The sequence below is a fragment of the Dehalococcoides mccartyi genome, assembly GCF_001889305.1.
GTDB classification, from domain to species: domain Bacteria; phylum Chloroflexota; class Dehalococcoidia; order Dehalococcoidales; family Dehalococcoidaceae; genus Dehalococcoides; species Dehalococcoides mccartyi_A.
Window position 1 is genome coordinate 443301 of the sequence record NZ_CP013074.1, and the last position, 19346, is coordinate 462646.

The following is a 19346-nucleotide window of genomic DNA, read 5'->3' on the forward strand; positions in this document are numbered from 1 at the left end:
GCAATACATCATTTGATGAAATGCCCGAAATGGCCGGCTTAGCCCGATTTTTGCTGAAGCCGCCGGGCATATTTTTTAAGATAATTGAGGGACTTATTGGTGTCGGAAGCGACTCTGGCTTTTTCGCTGTGAAGCAGACGGTATTTAAATAACCAGTAGGTGAACTCTTTGAGCTGATGGATTTTTATGGTACTGGTTTTGGAATAACGTTTTTCGCGGCGGAACTGGTCCAGCATTTCGTCATGGGTGCGTTCATACAACTGGACAAAGGCCTCGTCTATAACTGTACCTTCCCTGCGTACCCCCAGTGAGCGGTGTTCTTTGCGGACTTCACTCTGGGTAACTACCAACAGCGCTTCTTCTACCGTGATACCGTAAAAATAGTTCAGGTACTGGCGGTAACGCACTTCCCCCAGAAATGCCATAAGTTCGTCAGACGTGAGTTCCTGAGGTGCAATCCCCTTGAAAAGAAGGTTATCCCTTTCCTGAGCAGGTATCAGGTCTTCCAGTTCGCGGCTGAAGCGTTCAAACAGAAGTATCAGGTCAAGTGCTTCACCGCCAATCAGGTATTGGTAGTGCCGCCCGGCATATTCTTCACTTTCCAGCGGCCAGGAGGCGGCTGCTTCCAGCATAGCCGGATACCATGTCTGCCCTTTTTCTATGGCTGCCCTGAGGCGGGCAATAACCAGTTCCGGGGTTTGTCCGTTTAATATTTCAGTCAACTGATTTATCCGTTTGCCAAGTGTTTATTTACCGCAGCATTTTTTGTATTTTTTGCCGCTGCCGCAGGGACAGGGGTCATTCCGGCCTACTTCTTTAGCAGCAGGTGCGGCCGGTTGGGTAGCGGCTTTGGCGGAAACACCGGGTATAGCGGCGGCGGGTGCGGCCGGCAGGGGTTTTTGCTGCTGCACCGGGCGGGAGGCAGCCTTGGCGGTGGCAGATTCGGTTTGGTGCTGAATCTGGATTCCAACCCGGTAAATATTGTGAACGACATCATGTTTGATAGTTTCCAGCAATTCCTGAAAACGTACATGCCCTTCGTTCTTATAAGCTATCAGCGGGTCACGCTGGGCAAAAGCCTGAAGCCCTATTTCCCGTCTTAAGTTTTCCATAATAGTTAGGTGTTCCACCCACAGGGAATCAAGGGTGTGGAGCATAATAATCCGTTCAAGCAGCCTCATTGAGCCTGCCCCGGTTTCATCTTCCTTTTTCTGATAGAGCTCTTCGGCGGTACGGGTGAGGAGTTCGGTTATTTCCTCCCTGGAAAGTTTTGCCAGTGCCTCTGCATTTATTTCGGTGGGCAGGGCAAAAATACCGCCTATATGGGTGACTAACCCTTCCAGATTCCATTCGGAAGAGTCATATCCCTGGGTATGTTCGGTAGTCTGGGTCATTATCTCTTCCCGAATCATATCCAGTATGTTTGATTTCAGGTCTGCCCCCAGGAGTATCTTGCGGCGTTCCGCATAGATAACCTCGCGGTGCTTGTTAACTACATCATCATATTCCACCAGGTGTTTGCGCACGTCAAAATGGTAACCCTCCACCCGTTTCTGGGCGTTTTCCAGAGTACGGCTGACCAGCCCGTTTTCTATGGGGGTGTTTTCGTCCATGCCGGCCCATTCCATAATGCCCTGTATGCGTTCACTCCCGAAACGGCGCATGATATCATCATCCAGTGCTACGTAGAAACGGGAAGAACCGGGGTCTCCCTGGCGGCCTGAGCGTCCTCTAAGCTGGTTATCAATCCGTCTGGATTCGTGGCGTTCTGTACCTATTACGTGTAAGCCGCCGGCTTCCAGCACCTGCTGGTGATGGGCCTGCCACTGGCTATAGGCTTTGTCATCATCTTTAGGCGGTTCTTTGCCGCCCAGCAGTATATCCACACCGCGTCCGGCCATGTTTGTAGCTACGGTTACCGCACTGGGTTTGCCTGCCTCGGCTACCACCTGAGCCTCTTTTTCATGCTGTTTGGCATTAAGTACCTTGTGTTCAATACCCTGCCTTTTTAGCATATTTGAAAGCATTTCAGAGTTTTCAATGGAAACTGTACCTACCAGCACCGGGCGTCCCAGGTTCCGCATTTCGTTTATTTCATTGACCACTGCTTTGAATTTGGCGGACTGGTCTTTATATATCTGGTCACCGTAATCTTCGCGGATGGCGGGTTTGTTGGTGGGGATAATAACTACTTCCAGTTTATAAATCTTGGAAAATTCCTCTGCTTCGGTAGCCGCCGTACCTGTCATGCCGCAGAGTTTACGGTACATGCGGAACAGATTCTGGATGGTCACGGTGGCATAGGTCTTGCTTTCCTGCTGGATTTTTACGTGTTCTTTGGCTTCAATAGCCTGGTGCAAGCCCTCGGAGTAACGTCTTCCCAGCATCATGCGGCCGGTGAATTCATCAATTATGATAACTTCGTTTTCCTTGACTACATACTGGTGGTCTTTCTTATAAAACTCCTTGGCGGAGAGGGCATTCCGTAGATGGCGGATAAGGGGGGCATTCTGGGGGTCATACAGGCTGCTGCCCTTCATAACTCCTTCGCGTGAAAGCAGTTTTTCCACATTTGCCCAGCCGTCTTCGGTCAGTTCGGCATTGCGGTCTTTTTCGTTTATCTCGTAGTCTTTCCCTGCCGCCAAACGGGGAGCCAGCCGGGCAAAGACTTCGTACAGTTTACCTGCCTCGGCATCCGGGGCGGAGATAATAAGAGGTGTGCGGGCTTCGTCTATAAGCAGGTTGTCAATTTCGTCTACTATGGCATAGTTCATTTCCCGCTGGACGCACTGGGCAAGGTCCGGCCGCAGATTATCCCGCAAATAATCAAAGCCGAATTCGGTAGAAGTGCCATAGGTAATATCTGCTTTATAGGCTTCCTGCCGTGAGACAGGGCGGAAATGCGCCCATGGGTCATTGGGTGTTTCAGAGGTATAAGCCGGGTCAAACAGCCGCGAAGGCAGTTCTTCGGTGGGTGTTTGCATGGGGTAAATACTGGAAACGCTGACCCCCAGCGCATGGTAGACCGGCCCCATCCAGTAAGCGTCACGTCTGGCCAGATAGTCATTTACGGTTACCAGATGAACACCTTTTCCCAGCAGGGAATTAAGGTAAAGGGGCAGAGTGGCTACCAGGGTCTTACCTTCACCGGTGCGCATCTCGGCTATCTTGCCGTGGTGAAGCACCATACCGCCGATAAGCTGAACGTCATAGTGCCTGAGGCCTATATTGCGGCGGGAGGCTTCCCTGACAGCAGCAAAGGCTTCGGGCAGAATTGCGTTAAGAGCGGCATTTTCTTTAACGGAAAGGTCTTTGTTTAAAGACTCAAGCTTAGCCTTGAGGCGGCTTTGTTTGCTGTTGTCAGCCGTTTTCTGGGCTTCAACAAGTTCGGCAGCAGTGTTGGCAATATCTTTCCGGATGCCTGCAGCGGTGGTTTCAAAGGTATCCTTCAGGCGTTCCTTAAATTCGTCAGTCTTGGCCTTTAGGGCTTCGTCACTGAGGGCGGTGAAAGAACTTTCAAGCTGGTTTATTTTGTCTACCAGCGGTTCAAGTGCCCGGATCTCCTTCTCGTTTGAGTCTCCGAAGCCGGAAAAGAATTTAAACATGGTTTACTCCATTTGCATCTGATCGTACATCTCGCCGATGGAATTACCGGTATGTATCCGGTAAATAGCCTCACCGATGAGAGGTGCGATGGAAAGAACAGTTATTTTATCTATTTTCTTGGGGGGAGTAAGAGGTATTGAGTCAGTTACCACCAGTTCCTTTATGGGGGAGGCCGCAATGCGCTGGATAGCCGGACCGGAAAGCACCGGGTGAGTGGCGCAGGAATATACTTCTTTCACCCCTTTGCTTATAAGTATATTTACGTTGCCTACCAGTGAACCGGCGGTATCTATTTCATCATCAAAAGTCAGGGCGTTTTTGCCCTCTACATCGCCGATGATATTTATAGTGCGGGTTATATCGTTATTGCCCATCCGCCGTTTTTCTATAATGGCCAAAGGGGCATCCAGTTTGGCGGCAAAATCACGGGCTTTTTTGGAAATGCCCACGTCGGTGGCTACTACTACCAAGTCTTCTATTTTCTTCTTCTTGAAATAGTTCGCCAGCAGGTTTTCAGCAGTCAGTTCGTCTACCGGCATATCAAAAAAGCCCTGTATCTGGGGGGCATGCAGGTCTACGGTGAGTATACGGCTGGCACCGGCGGTGGTTAAAAGGTCAGCAATAAGGCGGGCGGTAATGGGCACCCGCGGCTGGTCTTTTTTGTCAGTGCGGCCGTAGCCGTAATAAGGCAAAACCGCCGTAATTCTCTCTGATGAAGCCCGTTTAAGGGCATCCATCATAATAAGCAGTTCCATTATGCTCTGGTTGACGGGTGAGCAGGTGGGCTGGATAACGTAGACATCTTTCTGGCGGACACTTTCCTGTATTCTGACGAATATGTTTTCGTTTGAAAACTGGAAAACTTCGCATTTGCCCATCTGAACCTTCAGGTAGTCTGCTACCGCTTTGGCCAGATCAGGATTTGCGTTGCCGGTGAAGATTTTCAGTTCTTCTGTCAAATTGCCGTTAACCAACACGTCCGTTCCCCCTTTTTATGCGTCTATACCGGGTACAGGGAATTTGCGGCAAAGGTGAACTACCTCAGCCAGCACCTGTTTTTCTACATCTTCATTGCCTATGTTTTTAAGTACCTTGCCAATCCAGCTTACAGTCTGGCGGATTTCAGCTGGCCCAAACCCGCGGCTGGTTGCCGCCGGGCAACCCAGACGTATGCCTGCAGGTATGTTGGCAGTTTGATTTTCGGCAAAAGGTACGGTATTACGGTTTATTACAATACCGGCTCTGCGCAGTGCCAGCTGAGCATCGTAACCGTTTACCCCTATGGGGCTAAGGTCTACCAGCACCAGGTGGTTGTCAGTTCCGCCTGAGACCAGGCGTAAGCCCAGCTTGCGTAGTTCCTCAGCCATTACCTGGGTATTTTCAAGAGTCTTTTTCTGGTAAGTAACAAAACCGGGCTGCATAGCTTCCTGAAAAGCTACTGCTTTGGCGGCAACTACCTGCATAAGGGGGCCGCCCTGCATGACAGGGAATACAGCCTGGTCAATGGCTTTGGCGTATTGTTCTTTGCATAGGATAAAGCCGCCCCGCGGGCCGCGCAGGGTTTTATGGCTGGTAGAGGTAACTACATCGGCGTATGGCACAGGTGAGGGATGAAGCCCGGCGGCTACCAGACCGGCAATATGGGCTATATCCACCATCAGCTTGGCGTCCACTTTGTCACAGATAGCCCTGAAACGTTCAAAATCCAGTATGCGGGGATAGGCTGAGGCACCGGTCACAATCATGCGGGGACGATGCTCCATAGCCAGTTTTTCCAGATTATCGTAATCAATCCGTTCGGTTTCGGCATTCAACCCGTACTCAATTACATGGTAAAGTTTGCCGGTGAAGTTAACCTTTGAACCATGGGTCAGATGTCCGCCATGGGAAAGGGTGAGACCCATTATGGTATCACCGGGTTTTACCATGGCGAAATAGGCAGCCATGTTAGCCTGAGCCCCGGAATGGGGCTGGACGTTGGCATGTTCGGCATGGAACAGGGTCTTGGCCCTGTCTATAGCCAGCTCTTCTACGGCATCTGCATATTCACATCCGGCGTAGTATCTTTTACCGGGATAACCTTCGGCGTATTTATTGGTGAAAACTGAACCCTGAGCTTCTAAAACAGCTTTGCTGGTATAGTTTTCCGAAGCAATGAGGTCAATTGTTTCTTTCAGGCGGGTGGTTTCCTGCATTATGGCATTATAAACTGCCGGGTCCGAGGTCTTTAAAAAGCTCATGGCTCTCCTTTCAGGTGTAAAAAAACAATCAGCGTAAGTCTACAACGCAAGGGATATTATATCAAATTGACTTGACATATTGACAGTGTTATCATAACCCTATTAGGCAGCTAGATGTCAGATAAATAATATAATGCACGATAAAGAAGAATTACTCAAGGGCGTATATTCGGAAATAACCCGCTGTGTACGTTGTAACCTTCATACCACCCGCACCCGTTCTGTCCCCGGCGAAGGGAATGCCGATGCCAAGATTATGTTTATTGGCGAAGCCCCCGGCTTTAACGAAGACCAGCAGGGGCGTCCTTTTGTAGGTGCAGCCGGCAAATTCCTTACGGAGCTTATTCACTCTATAGGTCTTACACGGGAAGATGTGTATATTACCAATGTAGTTAAAGACCGTCCGCCGGGCAATCGTGACCCCTTGCCGGACGAGATTTCTGCCTGTCGCAATTTTCTGGACCGCCAGATAGAAATAATAAAACCAAAAATAATAGTCACTCTGGGCAGGTATTCTATGGCCAGGTATTTCACCGGTATTACCATAAGTAAGATTCATGGTCAGCCGATGAGACGGGACGGGATAATTTATTATCCTATGTACCACCCGGCCGCAGCCCTGCATCAGGGGGGCTTACGTAAGGAGATTGAGCAGGATATGCTCCGGATACCGGGGTTAGTTGCAGAGCTGGAACATGCTGAGGCACTTTCAGTTCCCAAAGAGCCTCCTGCCCGGCAGTTAGACCTGTTCTAACGAAGTATGGCAAAACCTAAACTGAAGATTGTACCTCTGGGTGGCCTGGGTGAGATAGGCAAGAATATGATGTCTGTAGAATATGGGGAGGATATTATCCTCATAGACTGCGGGCTGATGTTCCCGGAAGAAGAAATGCTGGGTATAGATTTGGTTATACCTGACATTTCATACGTGCTGGAAAACCGCGAAAAAGTGCGGGGCATTGTAATCACCCATGGTCATGAAGATCATATAGGGGCATTACCTTATATACTTCCCCAGATAAACGTACCTATTTATTGTACCAAACTTACCCAGGGGCTTATTTCGGTAAAGCTGAAAGAGGCCAAGCTGCTGCACCAGACTAAGATAAATGTTATCCCGTCTGACGGCACTTTCAAGCTGGGTAAACTCAAAGTGGATTTTTACCCGGTCTGCCACAGCCTGCCGGATTCGGTGGGGCTGGTTATTCAGACGCCTATCGGGGCGGTAGTCCACAGCGGGGATTTCAAACTGGACTATACGCCGGTAGACGGCAAACCCACCAATCTGTCACGTCTGGCTATGCTGGGCTCGCGTGGAGTACTGCTTTTAATGTCAGACTCCACCCATGTGGAGCTGCCGGGTTATACCCCTTCGGAAACTGTGGTGGGCGAAAATATTGACCGCATTATCGGGGCGGCTACGGGGCGGGTACTGGTAACCACTTTTGCTTCGCTTATTTCCCGCCAGCAGCAGGTTATTGATGCCGCTGCCAAATACGGGCGGAAGCTCTTTTTTGCCGGCCGCAGTATGACTGAGATTCATAAAATGGCGGCTGATTTGGGTTACCTTAAAGTGCCCGAAGGTCTGGTCTGCAATATAGACCAGCTTCAGCGTGTGCCTCCGGAAAAAGTGGTCTTGATGACCACCGGTTCTCAGGGTGAGCCTACTTCCGCTCTGGTGCGGATAGCCAACCGTGATTTCCGCCATGTCCATATAATGAAAGGTGACACCGTAATTATTTCGGCTTCGCCCATACCCGGCAACGAGTCACTGGTGAGCCGTACTATAGACAGTTTGTTCCGCCAGGGGGCTAAGGTATTTTATGACCGCATAGCCAAAGTGCATGTACACGGGCATGCCAGCCAGGAAGAACTGAAGCTGGTGCTTAATCTGGTCAAGCCCAAGTATTTTGTGCCTGTACACGGCGAATACCGCCACTTAACCATGCATGCGGAGCTTGCCCGGACTATGGGTGTTGCCCCGGAAAATACTTTTATTATGGAAGACGGGGATATACTGGAGCTTAATACCAAATCCGGCCGTATTACCGGCAAAGTTCCCTCCGGCAATGTTTATGTAGACGGCCTTAGCGTGGGTGATGTGGGTGGGGTGGTACTCCGCAACCGCCGTATGCTTTCGCAGGATGGTATTGTGGTGGCGATTGTAGCTATCAACAAGCAAACCGGTATGTTGGTAGGCAGGCCGGATATTGTTTCCAGAGGTTTTGTTGACCCTGATGAATCTAAAGCCATGCTGGATGCCAGCCGTGACCTTATAATCAAGCTGCTTGACCATGACGGTAAAGACATTCCCGAAGGGGCTATGTATAATGACGTCAAAGAAACGCTGAATAAGTTTTACTACGAGCAGACTAAACGGCGTCCTATGGTTATTCCGGTTATGGTAAAAGTGTAGGTTTGTAAATGAGGTTGATATGCCTAAAAAAGAAGACCCTAGAGAAACCCTGCGGAATGCCCGGCCCAGAGCTAAATCTGCGGCTAAGGTAACTGCCCGTCCGTCTAAAAAAACCGCTCCGGTACGCAGCAAGGCTAAAAAACCCGCTGCTAAGAAGGCTTTTTCAAATACCCCGGTCAAAGGCGGGGCTTCCTGGCTTTGGGTTATGCTGATAGCTTCGGCTATGGCCTTTGTGGTCTGGCAGTGGGAAGGCGTAATGGACTTTTTTGCCAATTTCGGCAGCGGTACGGCCGGGTTGTTCGGCTGGGGGCTGCTGCTTATTCTTTTGGGTATTATTATAGCTATTGTGGCTCTCAGGTTTGACCAGATGTCCGAATGGGCTCACCGTTACCGCTTAAATCTCTGGAACAAATGGCTGGGCGGGGTAGTGCTGATTCTGGCGGCCTGGGGAATGCTGGGTATGATGGATGCCGGCGGTGATATAGGTCTAAGCATACTTGGCGGTAACGCTGATATAAACGGGTTTATGCGGGTGCTGGCTCTGATTGTACTGGGGGTTATCCTTATAGCTCCGGGTGCAGTCTGGCGAAGCCTCAGCGGGCTTTTCAGGGGCATTTTCAGCCCCTCCCGCCGCTCTAATATGCCCGAAGTGGCCCGCCTTGACCGTACGGTAGTCAGCCGCCCTGTATTCGGCGGTGATGAAGACCGTATTGATATGGGTGAAGAGGCACGCAGACCTCTGCCTGAAAAAGCTGCCCCTAAGATAGAACTGCCCTCTATAAAGCTGCCGTCTTTCGGCAAAGCTGAATCACGGGTAGTAGAAGTAAAAAATCCGCTGGCGGCTAAAAGTACTCCCCAGACCGAGCTTCCCAATATGCCGCCGGAGGCTGCCGCTAAAGAACCTAAACCGGCTGATGAGCGCACTGATGCAGACCGCAAGCAGATAGCTTCCGAAGTCTGGAAAAAATATGGTGAGGCTGAGGGGATAGCCGAGGTGGACGGCTGGAAACTGCCGCCTATAGAAATGCTGGATAAAACTACCGAAATAGGTTTTTCGGAAGCGGATAATCTGCAGCGGGCACGGGCTATTGAAGAAGCCCTGGCCAGCTACGGGGTGGAGGGCAAGGTTATCCAGATAAATGCCGGTCCTACCGTTACCCAATTCGGGGTTGAACCGGGCTGGGACCGCAAGTTTAAAGAAGTTAAAGAGCGTGACAAAGACGGGGAGACTGTTTCCCGCCAGGTGGAGGTTTCCAAGACAAGGGTCAAGGTTGACCGGATTGCCTCTCTGGCAAACGACCTGGCTCTGGCTCTGGCTGCTCCTAGTTTACGCATTGAAGCCCCGGTGCCGGGTAAATCCATAGTGGGTATAGAAGTGCCCAACACTTCATTCGGGGTGGTATCTATGCGGAGCGTCATGGAGACCAATACTTTTCAGAAGATACTGGCCCGTTCACCCCTGGCCCTGGCTTTGGGTAAAGGTGCAGGCGGTGAGGCTGTTTCGGGAGACCTTACCAAGATGCCCCATTTGCTTATTGCCGGTGCTACCGGTTCGGGGAAGACAGTCTGTTTAAACTCTATTATCTGCTGTATGCTGCTTAACAATACGCCTTCCAGCGTAAAGTTTATTATGATAGACCCCAAACGGGTGGAGCTGACCCCCTTTAACGGCTTGCCCCATCTGGCTACCCCGGTGATTGTAGACGTGGAAAAAGCCCTTTCCGCCCTGCGCTGGCTGGCGGCCGAAATGGACCGCCGCTACCAGACACTGGCCGCCGCCGGTTCGCGTAATATAGAAGGTTACAACAAAACCCGCATGGGTTCTGACCGGATGGCGTTTATTGTGCTGATAATAGATGAGCTGGCTGACCTGATGATGGCTGGTTTTGATGAGGTTGAACATATCCTCTGCCGTTTGGCCCAGATGGCCAGAGCAGTGGGTATTCACCTGGTGGTGGCCACCCAGCGCCCGTCAGTAGATGTTATCACCGGGCTTATCAAGGCTAACTTCCCCACCCGTATCAGTTTTGCGGTTACCTCTCAGGTAGACTCGCGGACTATTCTGGATATGGTGGGGGCGGAAAAACTGCTGGGGCGGGGCGATATGCTTTATATGCCCACCGAGGCAGCCAAACCCAAACGCCTGCAGGGCTGTTATGTTTCGGATGCCGAGAGTGAACGCCTGATATATTTCTGGACCAACCAGAAAGATATTTCTCCATCTGAAGCTTTGAAGGTTGAGGAGATTACCGCGCCGCCGCCTGCCCAAAAGAGCAAAAGCAAAGACCCTTTGTTTGATGAGGCTATGGCACTTATATCAGAGCATAACAATATTATTTCAGCCTCGTTTTTACAAAGGAAGATGCATATCGGTTACCCCAGAGCCGCCCGTTTGGCAGATGAACTGCGGGAAGCTATTGAGGGTGATGACGGCAAAGCCGAAGTGCCTAAAGATGAGTATTAAATAAACAGCTTACTCTGTATTAAAAAAGCCCTGACTTAAATCAGGGCTTTTATTTGGTCTTTTTTTCAACAGCGTCTTTGTAAACTCTGGCCAGACCTTTGCCGTGCTGGGTCATCTTGCGGCGGCGGCTTTCCAGCTTTTCTTCGCGCCGTTCCTGACGGGTTAAGGGGTTTTTACTTGGTTCTTTCATTTTTATTTACGGGGTCTGTTTCAAGTACCGTCCGCAGTTCCACCACCCGGTCACGGATAAGGGCTGCCCGTTCAAATTCCAGATTTTTGGCCGCTTTTTTCATCTGGCTTTCCAGTTCTTTTATCAAACGGACAATGTCTTCCCTGAGAGTGGGGGCAGGCCTGAACTCAGGGCCGCTGACTTCGGCGGTGATTGAGCGGATACGTTCATTTATATCCTTGATAGCCTTGCGGATACCCTGCGGGGTAATATTGTGCAGACGGTTATAGTCTTCCTGTATTTTGCGGCGGCGGCTGATTTCGTCCATAGCCCGCTGCATAGACCCGGTGATTTTATCTGCATACATGATAACCTGCCCGTCCACATGGCGGGCGGCCCGCCCCATAGTCTGGATAAGGGCCTGTTCACTCCGCAGATAACCCTCTTTGTCGGCATCCAGTATGGCCACCAGGCTGACCTCTGGAAGGTCAAGCCCTTCGCGGAGCAGGTTTATACCTACTATAACGTCATAAACCCCCAGCCGCAAATCACGCAGGATTTCCACCCGTTCCAGCGTGTCTACTTCCGAATGCAGATAATGGGTTTTTATCCCCATTTCCACCAGATAATCAGCCAGTTTTTCAGACATTTTTTTGGTAAGGGTAGTGATAAGCACCCGTTCTTTTTTATCTACCCGTTTTTTTACTTCTTCCAGCAGGTCATCTATCTGGCCGCCGGTGGGTTTTACGGTTATAACCGGTTCAAGCAGCCCGGTGGGGCGTACCAGTTGCTCAACTACCTGCTGGGAGTGTTCTTTTTCATACGGGCCGGGTGTGGCTGATACGTAAATAGCCTGTTTGACTCTGGCTTTAAATTCATCAAAGCTTAAAGGGCGGTTATCCATGGCTGAGGGCAGGCGGAAGCCGTAGTCCACCAGGGTTTTCTTGCGGGCGGCATCTCCGGCATACATACCCCGTATCTGGGGCAGGCTCATATGGGATTCATCTACTATCAGCAGGAAATCTTCCGGAAAGTAATCCAGCAGTGTCCAGGGGGCGCTGCCTGCTTTCCGTCCTGCCAGGTGGCGGGAATAGTTTTCCACCCCGGAGCAATACCCTGCCTGTTGCATCATTTCAAGGTCATAATTGGTGCGCTGCTTCAGGCGGGCGGCTTCCAGCATTTTGCCCTCGGCTTCCAGTTCCTTCAGGCGGTCTTCAAGCTCGGCCTGAATGCCCTTTATAGCTTCGACCATTTTTTCGGCTGAGGTTACAAAGTGCTTGGCGGGGTAGATATTTATCTCATCTATGTCAGCCAGTAGTTCGCCGCTTACCGGGTCAAGGCTGACTATCCGTTCTATCTCGTCACCGAAAAACTCCACTCTGAGAGCCAGTTCTTCGTAGGCAGGCTGGATTTCAAGGGTATCTCCCCGCAGGCGGAACTTGCCGCGGGAGAAATCTATGTCATTCCGCTCATACTGCATATCCACCAGCCGCCGCAGTATAAGGTCACGCCTCAGGGACTGGCCCTTTTTCAAAGGGAGTACAAAACTGCGGTATTCTTCGGGTTCACCCAAACCGTAAATGCAGGAAACCGAGGCTACTATAACCACATCCCGCCGTTCAAACAGGGCGCGGGTGGCCGCATGGCGGAGTTTATCAATTTCCTCGTTTATGTCAGCGTCTTTTTCAATATACATGTCCTTTTGGGGGACATAAGCTTCGGGCTGGTAATAATCATAATAACTTACAAAGTATTCAACCGAATTTTCGGGCAGGAACTCTTTCATTTCGGAGTAAAGCTGGGCAGCCAGAGTTTTATTGTGGCTGATTATCAGGGTGGGACGGTTTACTCTGGCAATTACATTTGCCATGGTAAAAGTTTTACCGGAGCCGGTAACCCCCAGCAGGGTCTGGTCTGTAAGCTCGTGTACCAGCCCCTCAGAGAGTTTTTCCACCGCTTGGGGCTGGTCACCGGTAAGCGCGAAATCCGAGACTATTTTGAAATCAGGCATATTAAAATTATAAACATTTGGATGAGCGGGGGCAATCCGGGGAGGTCACTTATTGTTGAAATAATTAAGCGCCAGTTTTATCCGTTCTTCCAGCGGCAGGCCTGTGATATCTTCCAGACTGGCAATAGCTTTGGCGGCTTCGCCTGCGGAGTATCCCAGGGCGGTCAGGGTGGCTAAAATATCCGAATTGGCTTCGGTAACCTGGCTGAGGATACCTGCCTCCCAGCTTTTAGCTATCTTGTCTTTAAGTTCCAGCACAATACGGCTGGCGGTCTTTTTACCTATACCCGGTATAGTGGAAAGAAGCTCTGTATTGCCGCTTATAATGGCGGAAGCCAGAGCTTCGGCATTCATGGCGGAAAGCATGGCTAAACCCAGTTTGGGGCCTATGCCGCTTACGTCTATAAGGGTTTCAAACAGGGAGAGCTCTTCGGCTGTGCCGAAACCAAACAAGTTCAGGGCGTCTTCGCGGACATGGAGGTGGGTAAATACCCGTACTCTCTGCCCAAGTTCGCCGATAAGGGCAGGCGAGGAAGCCGGCATATAGGTGCGGAAACCCACTCCGGATACATTTATTACCGCCCAGTCTTTGCCGCTGGCTTCCAGAATACCGCTCAGACTTGAAATCATTTCAGTCTCCCTGTGATGTTATATTTGCAAAAGCCCTGTGGCTGTGGTGGCAGATAGCTACTGCCAGGGCATCAGCGGCATCATTGGGCTGGGGTATTTCAGCCAGATTTAACAGCAGGCGCACCATTTCCTGTATCTGTTCTTTGGAGGCATTGCCTGAACCGCTTACCCGGCTTTTTATACAGGCGGGGCTGTATTCGGTAACTGACAGACTGTGGTTGGCGGCCGCAAGCAGGGCTACAGCCTGAGCTTTGCCAATGGCAAGAGCGCTCTTAATATTTTTATCTGCAAACGGGCTTTCCACCGCTACTTCGTCCGGCTGGTATAGTTCAATCACTTCCACCAGTCCTTTATATATATACGCCAAACGCTGAGGTACGGGTGCGCTGGCAGGGGGGGTAAGGCTGGAAAAACCTATCAGTGACAGCTCATCATCTGCGGCCTCAATAACGCCGTATCCCACTACTATTGTGCCGGGGTCTATTCCCAATATTCTCATAAACTAAGCCTGAGAGTGGTATTTCTCCACTACTTCGGGGTCAAAATCTGCGTTGGAAGAAACAGTCTGGACATCATCCAGTTCCTCCAGCTTGTCCAGCAGCTTTAAAACCTGCAGGGAGGTTTCTTCGTCCAGTTTAACAGTATTTTTGGGTATCATGTTTATTTCGGCTGAATCTACAGTAACGCCTTGGGCTTCCAGCTGCTGGCGGACTTTTTCCATATCCGGCATGGCAGTATATATCTCCATGTAGTTTTCTTCTACGTTTACGTCTTCCGCTCCCATATCGATGGCTTTTAAGGAAAGGTCATCGGTATCAAGCCCCACCGTTTCCACTCCGATGACCCCTTTAGCCTCAAATATCCAGGATACCGCCCCGGATTCAGCTAAACTGCCGCCGCTTCTTGAGAACATGTGACGGACATCTGAAACGGTGCGGTTGCGGTTGTCACTCATACCGTTCACCAGTACGGCAACGCCTCCTGGTCCATAACCTTCCAAAACCATCTCAATGACAGTTGTTCCTTCCAGTTCCCCGGAACCTTTTTTGATAGCCCGTTCAATATTGTCTGAAGGCATGCGGTTGTCTTTGGCTTTTTGTATAGCCAGGCGGAGGCGGGCATTTCCTTCGGGGCTGGGGCCGCCCTGTTTGGCGGCGAAGATGATTTCGCGTGAGAGTTTGGTAAACAGCTGGCCTCGTTTGGCGTCAGCCGCACCCTTGGCGTGTTTGATGGTAGCCCACTTGGAATGTCCGGACATATATTATCTCTCCTGTTGTCTAGCTGCTACCATTCTAGCACTTTTTACAATTTGGGATAAAGTGTTTGGGGAAAATGTAAAAAGCAAAATTTGTCAGGCGGAAGGTGTGGGTTTTTCAGTCTTGGGCAACTACCATTGCAATGGCGTATTCGCGGCAGTGGGATAGACTGACAGACAGCTGCTTGATACCAAGAAGACCAGCTTTGGCCAGTGCCTGCCCGTACAGATTTATTGACGGCTGTCCGTCAGGCAGATTCAGGGTTTCTATCTCTGAGTAGCTTTGGTTTTTAGGCAGGCTGAGGGCTTTTATGACTGCTTCTTTAGCCGCAAAACGGGCTGCCAGTGAAGGCAGGCGGTCTTTACATAAAGACAGTTCAGCCGGGGTGAATATGCGGTTCAAAAAACGTTCTCCCCAGCGGGCTTGGGCCGCTTTGATGCGGCGGATTTCAATAATATCCGTACCTGTATAAAGCATAACGGCTTTATTATAACGGCTGTCAGCGCACTTGGCGAGGGTTATCTTTTCTTTTTGCCCAGTATGCGGTTTAAGCTGCTGCCGTCAAGGCGGGTATAAAGTTTGCCGTCTACCTCCAGGGTAGGTGCCAGCCCGCAGATACCGGCGCAGTTGATAGTATCCAGACTTATCTCATTATCAGGAGTGGTCTCGCCGGCTTTGATGCCCAACCGTTTTTCAATATTCCTAAGCAGTCTTTCCGCCCCCATTACGTGGCAGGCTGTTCCCCGGCAAACATGCACCTTGTGAATCCCCGGTGGTTCAAGCCTGAACTGGCTGTAAAAAGTGGCTATATTGTAAACAGAGCTTTCGGGTACGCCTACGTAAACAGATACCGATTGCATCATGTCACGGGAAAGGTAAGAAAACTTGCGCTGGAAAGCCAGCAGAATGGGGATAAGGTTTTCTCTTTTTGCTTCGTACAGGGAGAGTACGGGGGTGTATGCCTTGTTTACGGGCTTGTCCATAATGCACCTCCGCAAGATTTACTTGGCTGGCATGGATTACCCTTGATAAAAAGTATATCTCAAATAAATCTTGATTAGCAACGAATTTGGTAAAAATAAGTACTAATACTTACGGCATATGCAGATGTACTTAAGGGCAGTTTGCACCTGTATCTACGTACAATACAAACGTGAGTTCAGTTGCCCTTGGTAATGGGCTGTGTTATCATTACGAGAGTTTTGGGTGGAGGAAGTGTGTGGCTGTACAGGATCAACTTGACAACCTGAACCGCCTTAAAAAACAGGCGGAAATGGGCGGCGGAGAAGCCAAGATAGATGCTCAGCATAAACGGGGCAAGTTAACTGCCCGTGAACGTATAGAATTGCTCTTTGACAAAGGAACATTTAACGAACTGGGAGCTTTTGCCGCCCACCGCTGCCGTGATTTTGGGCTGGAAAAACAGCGGAACGCGGGAGATGCGGTGGTAACCGGCAGCGGTTTGGTAAACGGGCGGCTGGTTTTTGCCTACTCCCAGGATTTTACTGTTTTGGGCGGCTCTATCTCCGAAGTGGTAGGCCAGAAAGTAGCCCAGGTTATAGATATGGCTATCAGGGCGGGTGCGCCTCTGATTGCTATAAATGACTCAGGCGGTGCCCGTATACAGGAGGGCGTCGCCAGTCTGAGCGGGGTGGGGGATATACTTCTCCGCAATACAATTGCCAGCGGGGTTATTCCCCAGATATCGGTAGTGGTGGGCCCAAGTGCCGGAGGTGCGGTTTATGCTCCGGCTCTGACAGACTTTATCTTTGCGGTTAAGGGCATAAGCCAGATGTATATTACCGGGCCGGATGTTATCAAAGCGGTAACGGGGGAAGATATCAGCCATGAGGCACTGGGGGGAGCGGAAATCCACGCTAAGAAAAGCGGGGTAGCCCATTTCCTGTGCGAAAATGAAAAGGAGTGTTTTGAACAGATAAGGGAGCTGATGGGTTTCCTACCCCAGAGTAACCGCAACAAACCTCCCCGCGGCAAAAATAAGGATAATGAAGAACGCAAAACCCGTGACCTCAGGGATATAATACCGGATAATCCCAAACGGGCTTACGATATGAAAAAAGTTATTACCGAAGTAGCTGACGAGAAAGAATTTTTTGAGGTTCACAAGCATTTTGCCCAGAATATAATAGTCGGCTTTGTGCGTATGGGCGGGCAGCCTGCGGGTATTGTCGCCCAACAGCCCTCGCATATGGCCGGTGTTATAGACATAAACGCATCACTCAAAGCAGCTCGGTTTATCCGCTTTTGCGATGCCTTTGAGATACCGCTGGTCAGTTTTGTAGACGTGCCGGGTTTTATGCCGGGTACAGACCAGGAGCACAGCGGTATTATCAAGCACGGTGCCAAGCTGATTTATGCTTATGCGGAAGCAACTGTGCCCAAGATAACGGTTATCACCCGCAAGGCTTACGGGGGTGCGTATATTGTTATGAGCAGCAAGCACCTCAGGGGTGATATAAACTATGCCTGGCCGGCCAGTGAAGTGGCGGTCATGGGGGCGGAAGGGGCAGTAAATATCATATCTCGTAAGGCTATTACCGAGTCTGCAAACCCGGAAGAAACCCGCCAGAAACTGCTTGACGAATACCGGGAACACTTTGCCAACCCCTATCAGGCGGCTCAGCTGGGATATATAGACGACGTAATTGACCCGGCGGATACCAGGAGCAAAATAATAAAAGCCCTGCGCTCTCTGGAAAACAAGGTGCTGGCAAATCCGCCTAAGAAACACGGGAATATACCTTTGTAAAGGAAGGTTGCATAAACAAAACATGGGGAAAACACTAGCAGAAAAAATACTCAGCCTGAAGTCTGGCAGTGATGCCAGCGCCGGAGACATAGTAGTCTCCAAGGTGGACCTGGCCTTTGTTCAGGATACCACCGGCCCTCTGACTGTCAGGGAATTTTGGGACAACGGCTTTACCAAACTGGCTAATCCGTCACGGACAGCCCTTTTTCTGGACCATGCCGCACCCAGCCCCCAAAGACAGCTTTCAACAGACCATATCCTGCTCCGCAAGTTTGCCCGGGATACCGGGGCGCTCATTTTTGATGTAGGCGAGGGTGTCTGTCACCAGCTGGTAGCCGAAAAGCTGGCCAGACCGGGTGATGTGATTGTCGGGGCAGATTCCCATACGGTTACCGCCGGCGGTTTGGGCGCTTTTTCCACCGGTATGGGTTCATCTGATATTGCGGTGGCCTTTGCCCTGGGCAAGACATGGTTCCGGGTGCCGGAGACTATTAAAGTAGTAGTTAACGGGCGGTTTAAACACGGAATTTATGCCAAAGATCTTATTTTGCATCTTATCGGGCTTATCGGGGCGGACGGGGCTACCTATAAAGCTCTGGAGTTTTCCGGTAATGTGGTTAATAATATGACGATAGCTGAAAGGTTGACTATCGCCAATATGGCGGTTGAGGCCGGGGCTAAAGTAGGTCTTTTCCCTTCTGACCGCCAAACACTTGAATACCTGCGTTCGGTAGGGCGTGAGGCTGACTACCAGCCTTTGGCAGCTGATGCAGATGCAGTGTACGAAAGGGTGATAGAAATAGACGCAACCGCCCTTGAACCCACCGTATCCAAACCCCACACTGTTGACAATACTGCTACTGCCCGTGAGCTTAAAGGTACCAAGCTTGACCAGGTGTTTATCGGCACTTGTACCGGGGGGCGTCTGGATGATTTGGCGGTAGCGGCGGCTATATTTAAGAACCGCAGACACCATCCCCAAACCCGCCTTATAGTCACGCCTGCTTCTCAGAAAGTATATCTGGAAGCTATTCGTTTGGGATATATAGAAATACTGGTGCAGGCCGGGGCAAATATCATGCCGCCCGGTTGCGGTGCCTGTCTGGGTGTTCATCAAGGTGTTTTGGGAGACGGGGAAGTCTGCCTTTCCACCGCCAACCGCAATTTCAAAGGCCGGATGGGCAACCCCGAAGGGTTTATTTATCTGGCAAGTGCGGCAACGGCTGCGGCATCAGCCATCAAGGGTGAAATTTCAGACCCCAGAGAGGTAATGTAATGCTTAAGGGCAAAGCTTTTAAGTTTGGTGATAGCATATCCACTGACCATATTGCACCCGGCCGTCTGGTGCACCTGCGGAGCAATCTGCCGGAACTGGCCAAGCACGTGCTGGAAGATGCAGACCCCACTTTCGCCCAAAGGGTAAAACCGGGTGATTTTGTGGTAGCCGGCAACAACTTCGGCTTGGGTTCTTCGCGTGAACACGCCCCGCTGATTATTAAAATGTCCGGGGTGAGTGCAGTACTGGCAAAGTCGGTAGCCCGCATTTTCTTCCGCAACGCCATAAATCTGGGTCTGCCCGTACTTATATGTGATACCGATAAAATTGCCGAAGGGGATGAACTGGAAGTAGACCTTAAGGGCGGCAAAATATATGACCGTACCAACGGGGCAGAGCTGACATTTGGCAAGATACCCCCCGCCATGCTGAAGATACTTGATGAGGGCGGTGTTATGCCCTATATAAAGAAATACGGTGATTTCAAGCTTAACGAAGTTTAAGGAGT

General features: G+C 50.6%; 17 protein-coding genes. 6 read left to right on the forward strand and 11 right to left on the reverse strand.

Annotated features, from left to right (window positions below):
* Nucleotides 1-38: 38 nt before the first annotated feature.
* From ASJ33_RS02360 to glyA, 4 genes are read right to left on the reverse strand one after another with little or no spacing between them, the layout of a single operon-like run.
* Nucleotides 39-722, reverse strand: a complete 684-nt coding sequence (locus ASJ33_RS02360; protein ID WP_041330661.1) for a hypothetical protein — start codon at nucleotides 720-722, stop codon at nucleotides 39-41.
* A 24-nt stretch (nucleotides 723-746) separates the two neighbouring features.
* Nucleotides 747-3605 (reverse strand): preprotein translocase subunit SecA, encoded by a 2859-nt coding sequence (gene secA / locus ASJ33_RS02365; protein WP_023651981.1) that lies wholly within the window; start codon nucleotides 3603-3605, stop codon nucleotides 747-749.
* Between the two features lie 3 nt (nucleotides 3606-3608).
* The gene (locus ASJ33_RS02370; protein ID WP_023651982.1) at nucleotides 3609-4583 is read right to left on the reverse strand and encodes a ribose-phosphate diphosphokinase; all 975 of its coding nucleotides are present in this window, start codon (nucleotides 4581-4583) and stop codon (nucleotides 3609-3611) included.
* A gap of 15 nt (nucleotides 4584-4598) precedes the next feature.
* Entirely contained in the window at nucleotides 4599-5846 is a 1248-nt protein-coding gene (gene glyA, locus ASJ33_RS02375) for a serine hydroxymethyltransferase (RefSeq protein WP_023651983.1), read from the reverse strand.
* A 133-nt stretch (nucleotides 5847-5979) separates the two neighbouring features.
* Here glyA and ASJ33_RS02380 point away from each other — a divergent pair, with 133 nt between their 5' ends.
* Genes ASJ33_RS02380 through ASJ33_RS02390 form a run of 3 tightly spaced genes read left to right on the forward strand, consistent with a single transcriptional unit; the run spans nucleotide 5980 to nucleotide 10726 of the window.
* Complete coding sequence (locus ASJ33_RS02380; protein WP_023651984.1) at nucleotides 5980-6600, forward strand: uracil-DNA glycosylase; 621 nt, start codon at nucleotides 5980-5982, stop codon at nucleotides 6598-6600.
* 6 nt (nucleotides 6601-6606) lie between these two features.
* Nucleotides 6607-8262 carry a ribonuclease J gene (locus ASJ33_RS02385; RefSeq protein WP_010936215.1) on the forward strand — a complete coding sequence of 552 codons (1656 nt, stop codon included), beginning with the start codon at nucleotides 6607-6609 and terminating at the stop codon, nucleotides 8260-8262.
* A 19-nt stretch (nucleotides 8263-8281) separates the two neighbouring features.
* On the forward strand, nucleotides 8282-10726 hold the full coding sequence (locus tag ASJ33_RS02390; RefSeq protein WP_023651986.1) for a DNA translocase FtsK: 2445 nt from the start codon (nucleotides 8282-8284) through the stop codon (nucleotides 10724-10726).
* 49 nt (nucleotides 10727-10775) lie between these two features.
* On the opposite strand, the gene ASJ33_RS08470 is transcribed toward ASJ33_RS02390, so the two are convergent.
* The 7 genes from ASJ33_RS08470 to ASJ33_RS02420 form a co-directional block, all read right to left on the reverse strand.
* Nucleotides 10776-10916, reverse strand: a complete 141-nt coding sequence (locus ASJ33_RS08470) for a hypothetical protein (protein ID WP_010936217.1) — start codon at nucleotides 10914-10916, stop codon at nucleotides 10776-10778.
* Nucleotides 10900-12906, reverse strand: coding sequence for an excinuclease ABC subunit UvrB (gene uvrB / locus ASJ33_RS02395; protein WP_041330663.1), 2007 nt, complete (start codon nucleotides 12904-12906; stop codon nucleotides 10900-10902). The genes ASJ33_RS08470 and uvrB overlap by 17 nt, the downstream gene beginning before the upstream one ends.
* 45 nt (nucleotides 12907-12951) lie before the next feature.
* The gene (gene ruvA, locus ASJ33_RS02400; protein WP_023651988.1) at nucleotides 12952-13536 is read right to left on the reverse strand and encodes a Holliday junction branch migration protein RuvA; all 585 of its coding nucleotides are present in this window, start codon (nucleotides 13534-13536) and stop codon (nucleotides 12952-12954) included.
* 1 nt (nucleotide 13537) lies between these two features.
* Nucleotides 13538-14035 carry a crossover junction endodeoxyribonuclease RuvC gene (gene ruvC / locus ASJ33_RS02405; RefSeq protein WP_023651989.1) on the reverse strand — a complete coding sequence of 166 codons (498 nt, stop codon included), beginning with the start codon at nucleotides 14033-14035 and terminating at the stop codon, nucleotides 13538-13540.
* Between the two features lie 3 nt (nucleotides 14036-14038).
* Entirely contained in the window at nucleotides 14039-14794 is a 756-nt protein-coding gene (locus tag ASJ33_RS02410; RefSeq protein WP_041330665.1) for a YebC/PmpR family DNA-binding transcriptional regulator, read from the reverse strand.
* A 115-nt stretch (nucleotides 14795-14909) separates the two neighbouring features.
* Nucleotides 14910-15269 carry a holo-ACP synthase gene (gene acpS, locus ASJ33_RS02415; protein WP_041330666.1) on the reverse strand — a complete coding sequence of 120 codons (360 nt, stop codon included), beginning with the start codon at nucleotides 15267-15269 and terminating at the stop codon, nucleotides 14910-14912.
* Between the two features lie 41 nt (nucleotides 15270-15310).
* On the reverse strand, nucleotides 15311-15775 hold the full coding sequence (locus tag ASJ33_RS02420) for a complex I 24 kDa subunit family protein (protein WP_041330668.1): 465 nt from the start codon (nucleotides 15773-15775) through the stop codon (nucleotides 15311-15313).
* A 236-nt stretch (nucleotides 15776-16011) separates the two neighbouring features.
* Between ASJ33_RS02420 and ASJ33_RS02425 the strand changes: the two genes are divergently transcribed.
* The 3 genes from ASJ33_RS02425 to ASJ33_RS02435 are packed head-to-tail and all read left to right on the forward strand — an operon-like array spanning nucleotide 16012 to nucleotide 19341.
* Complete coding sequence (locus ASJ33_RS02425) at nucleotides 16012-17562, forward strand: acyl-CoA carboxylase subunit beta (protein WP_041330670.1); 1551 nt, start codon at nucleotides 16012-16014, stop codon at nucleotides 17560-17562.
* Between the two features lie 22 nt (nucleotides 17563-17584).
* Nucleotides 17585-18838 carry a 3-isopropylmalate dehydratase large subunit gene (locus ASJ33_RS02430; RefSeq protein WP_023651994.1) on the forward strand — a complete coding sequence of 418 codons (1254 nt, stop codon included), beginning with the start codon at nucleotides 17585-17587 and terminating at the stop codon, nucleotides 18836-18838.
* Nucleotides 18838-19341 (forward strand): 3-isopropylmalate dehydratase small subunit, encoded by a 504-nt coding sequence (locus ASJ33_RS02435; RefSeq protein ID WP_023651995.1) that lies wholly within the window; start codon nucleotides 18838-18840, stop codon nucleotides 19339-19341. The genes ASJ33_RS02430 and ASJ33_RS02435 overlap by 1 nt, the downstream gene beginning before the upstream one ends.
* Nucleotides 19342-19346 lie beyond the last annotated feature (5 nt).

Coding starts and splice junctions, on each gene's coding strand:
- secA (WP_023651981.1), bottom strand. CDS start 3,605: ATGTTTAAATTCTTTTCCGGCTTCGGAGACTCAAACGAGAAGGAGATC.
- glyA (WP_023651983.1), bottom strand. CDS start 5,846: ATGAGCTTTTTAAAGACCTCGGACCCGGCAGTTTATAATGCCATAATG.
- ASJ33_RS02380 (WP_023651984.1), top strand. CDS start 5,980: ATGCACGATAAAGAAGAATTACTCAAGGGCGTATATTCGGAAATAACC.
- ASJ33_RS02385 (WP_010936215.1), top strand. CDS start 6,607: ATGGCAAAACCTAAACTGAAGATTGTACCTCTGGGTGGCCTGGGTGAG.
- ASJ33_RS02390 (WP_023651986.1), top strand. CDS start 8,282: ATGCCTAAAAAAGAAGACCCTAGAGAAACCCTGCGGAATGCCCGGCCC.
- ASJ33_RS08470 (WP_010936217.1), bottom strand. CDS start 10,916: ATGAAAGAACCAAGTAAAAACCCCTTAACCCGTCAGGAACGGCGCGAA.
- uvrB (WP_041330663.1), bottom strand. CDS start 12,906: ATGCCTGATTTCAAAATAGTCTCGGATTTCGCGCTTACCGGTGACCAG.
- ruvA (WP_023651988.1), bottom strand. CDS start 13,536: ATGATTTCAAGTCTGAGCGGTATTCTGGAAGCCAGCGGCAAAGACTGG.
- ruvC (WP_023651989.1), bottom strand. CDS start 14,035: ATGAGAATATTGGGAATAGACCCCGGCACAATAGTAGTGGGATACGGC.
- ASJ33_RS02410 (WP_041330665.1), bottom strand. CDS start 14,794: ATGTCCGGACATTCCAAGTGGGCTACCATCAAACACGCCAAGGGTGCG.
- acpS (WP_041330666.1), bottom strand. CDS start 15,269: ATGCTTTATACAGGTACGGATATTATTGAAATCCGCCGCATCAAAGCG.
- ASJ33_RS02420 (WP_041330668.1), bottom strand. CDS start 15,775: ATGGACAAGCCCGTAAACAAGGCATACACCCCCGTACTCTCCCTGTAC.
- ASJ33_RS02430 (WP_023651994.1), top strand. CDS start 17,585: ATGGGGAAAACACTAGCAGAAAAAATACTCAGCCTGAAGTCTGGCAGT.
- ASJ33_RS02435 (WP_023651995.1), top strand. CDS start 18,838: ATGCTTAAGGGCAAAGCTTTTAAGTTTGGTGATAGCATATCCACTGAC.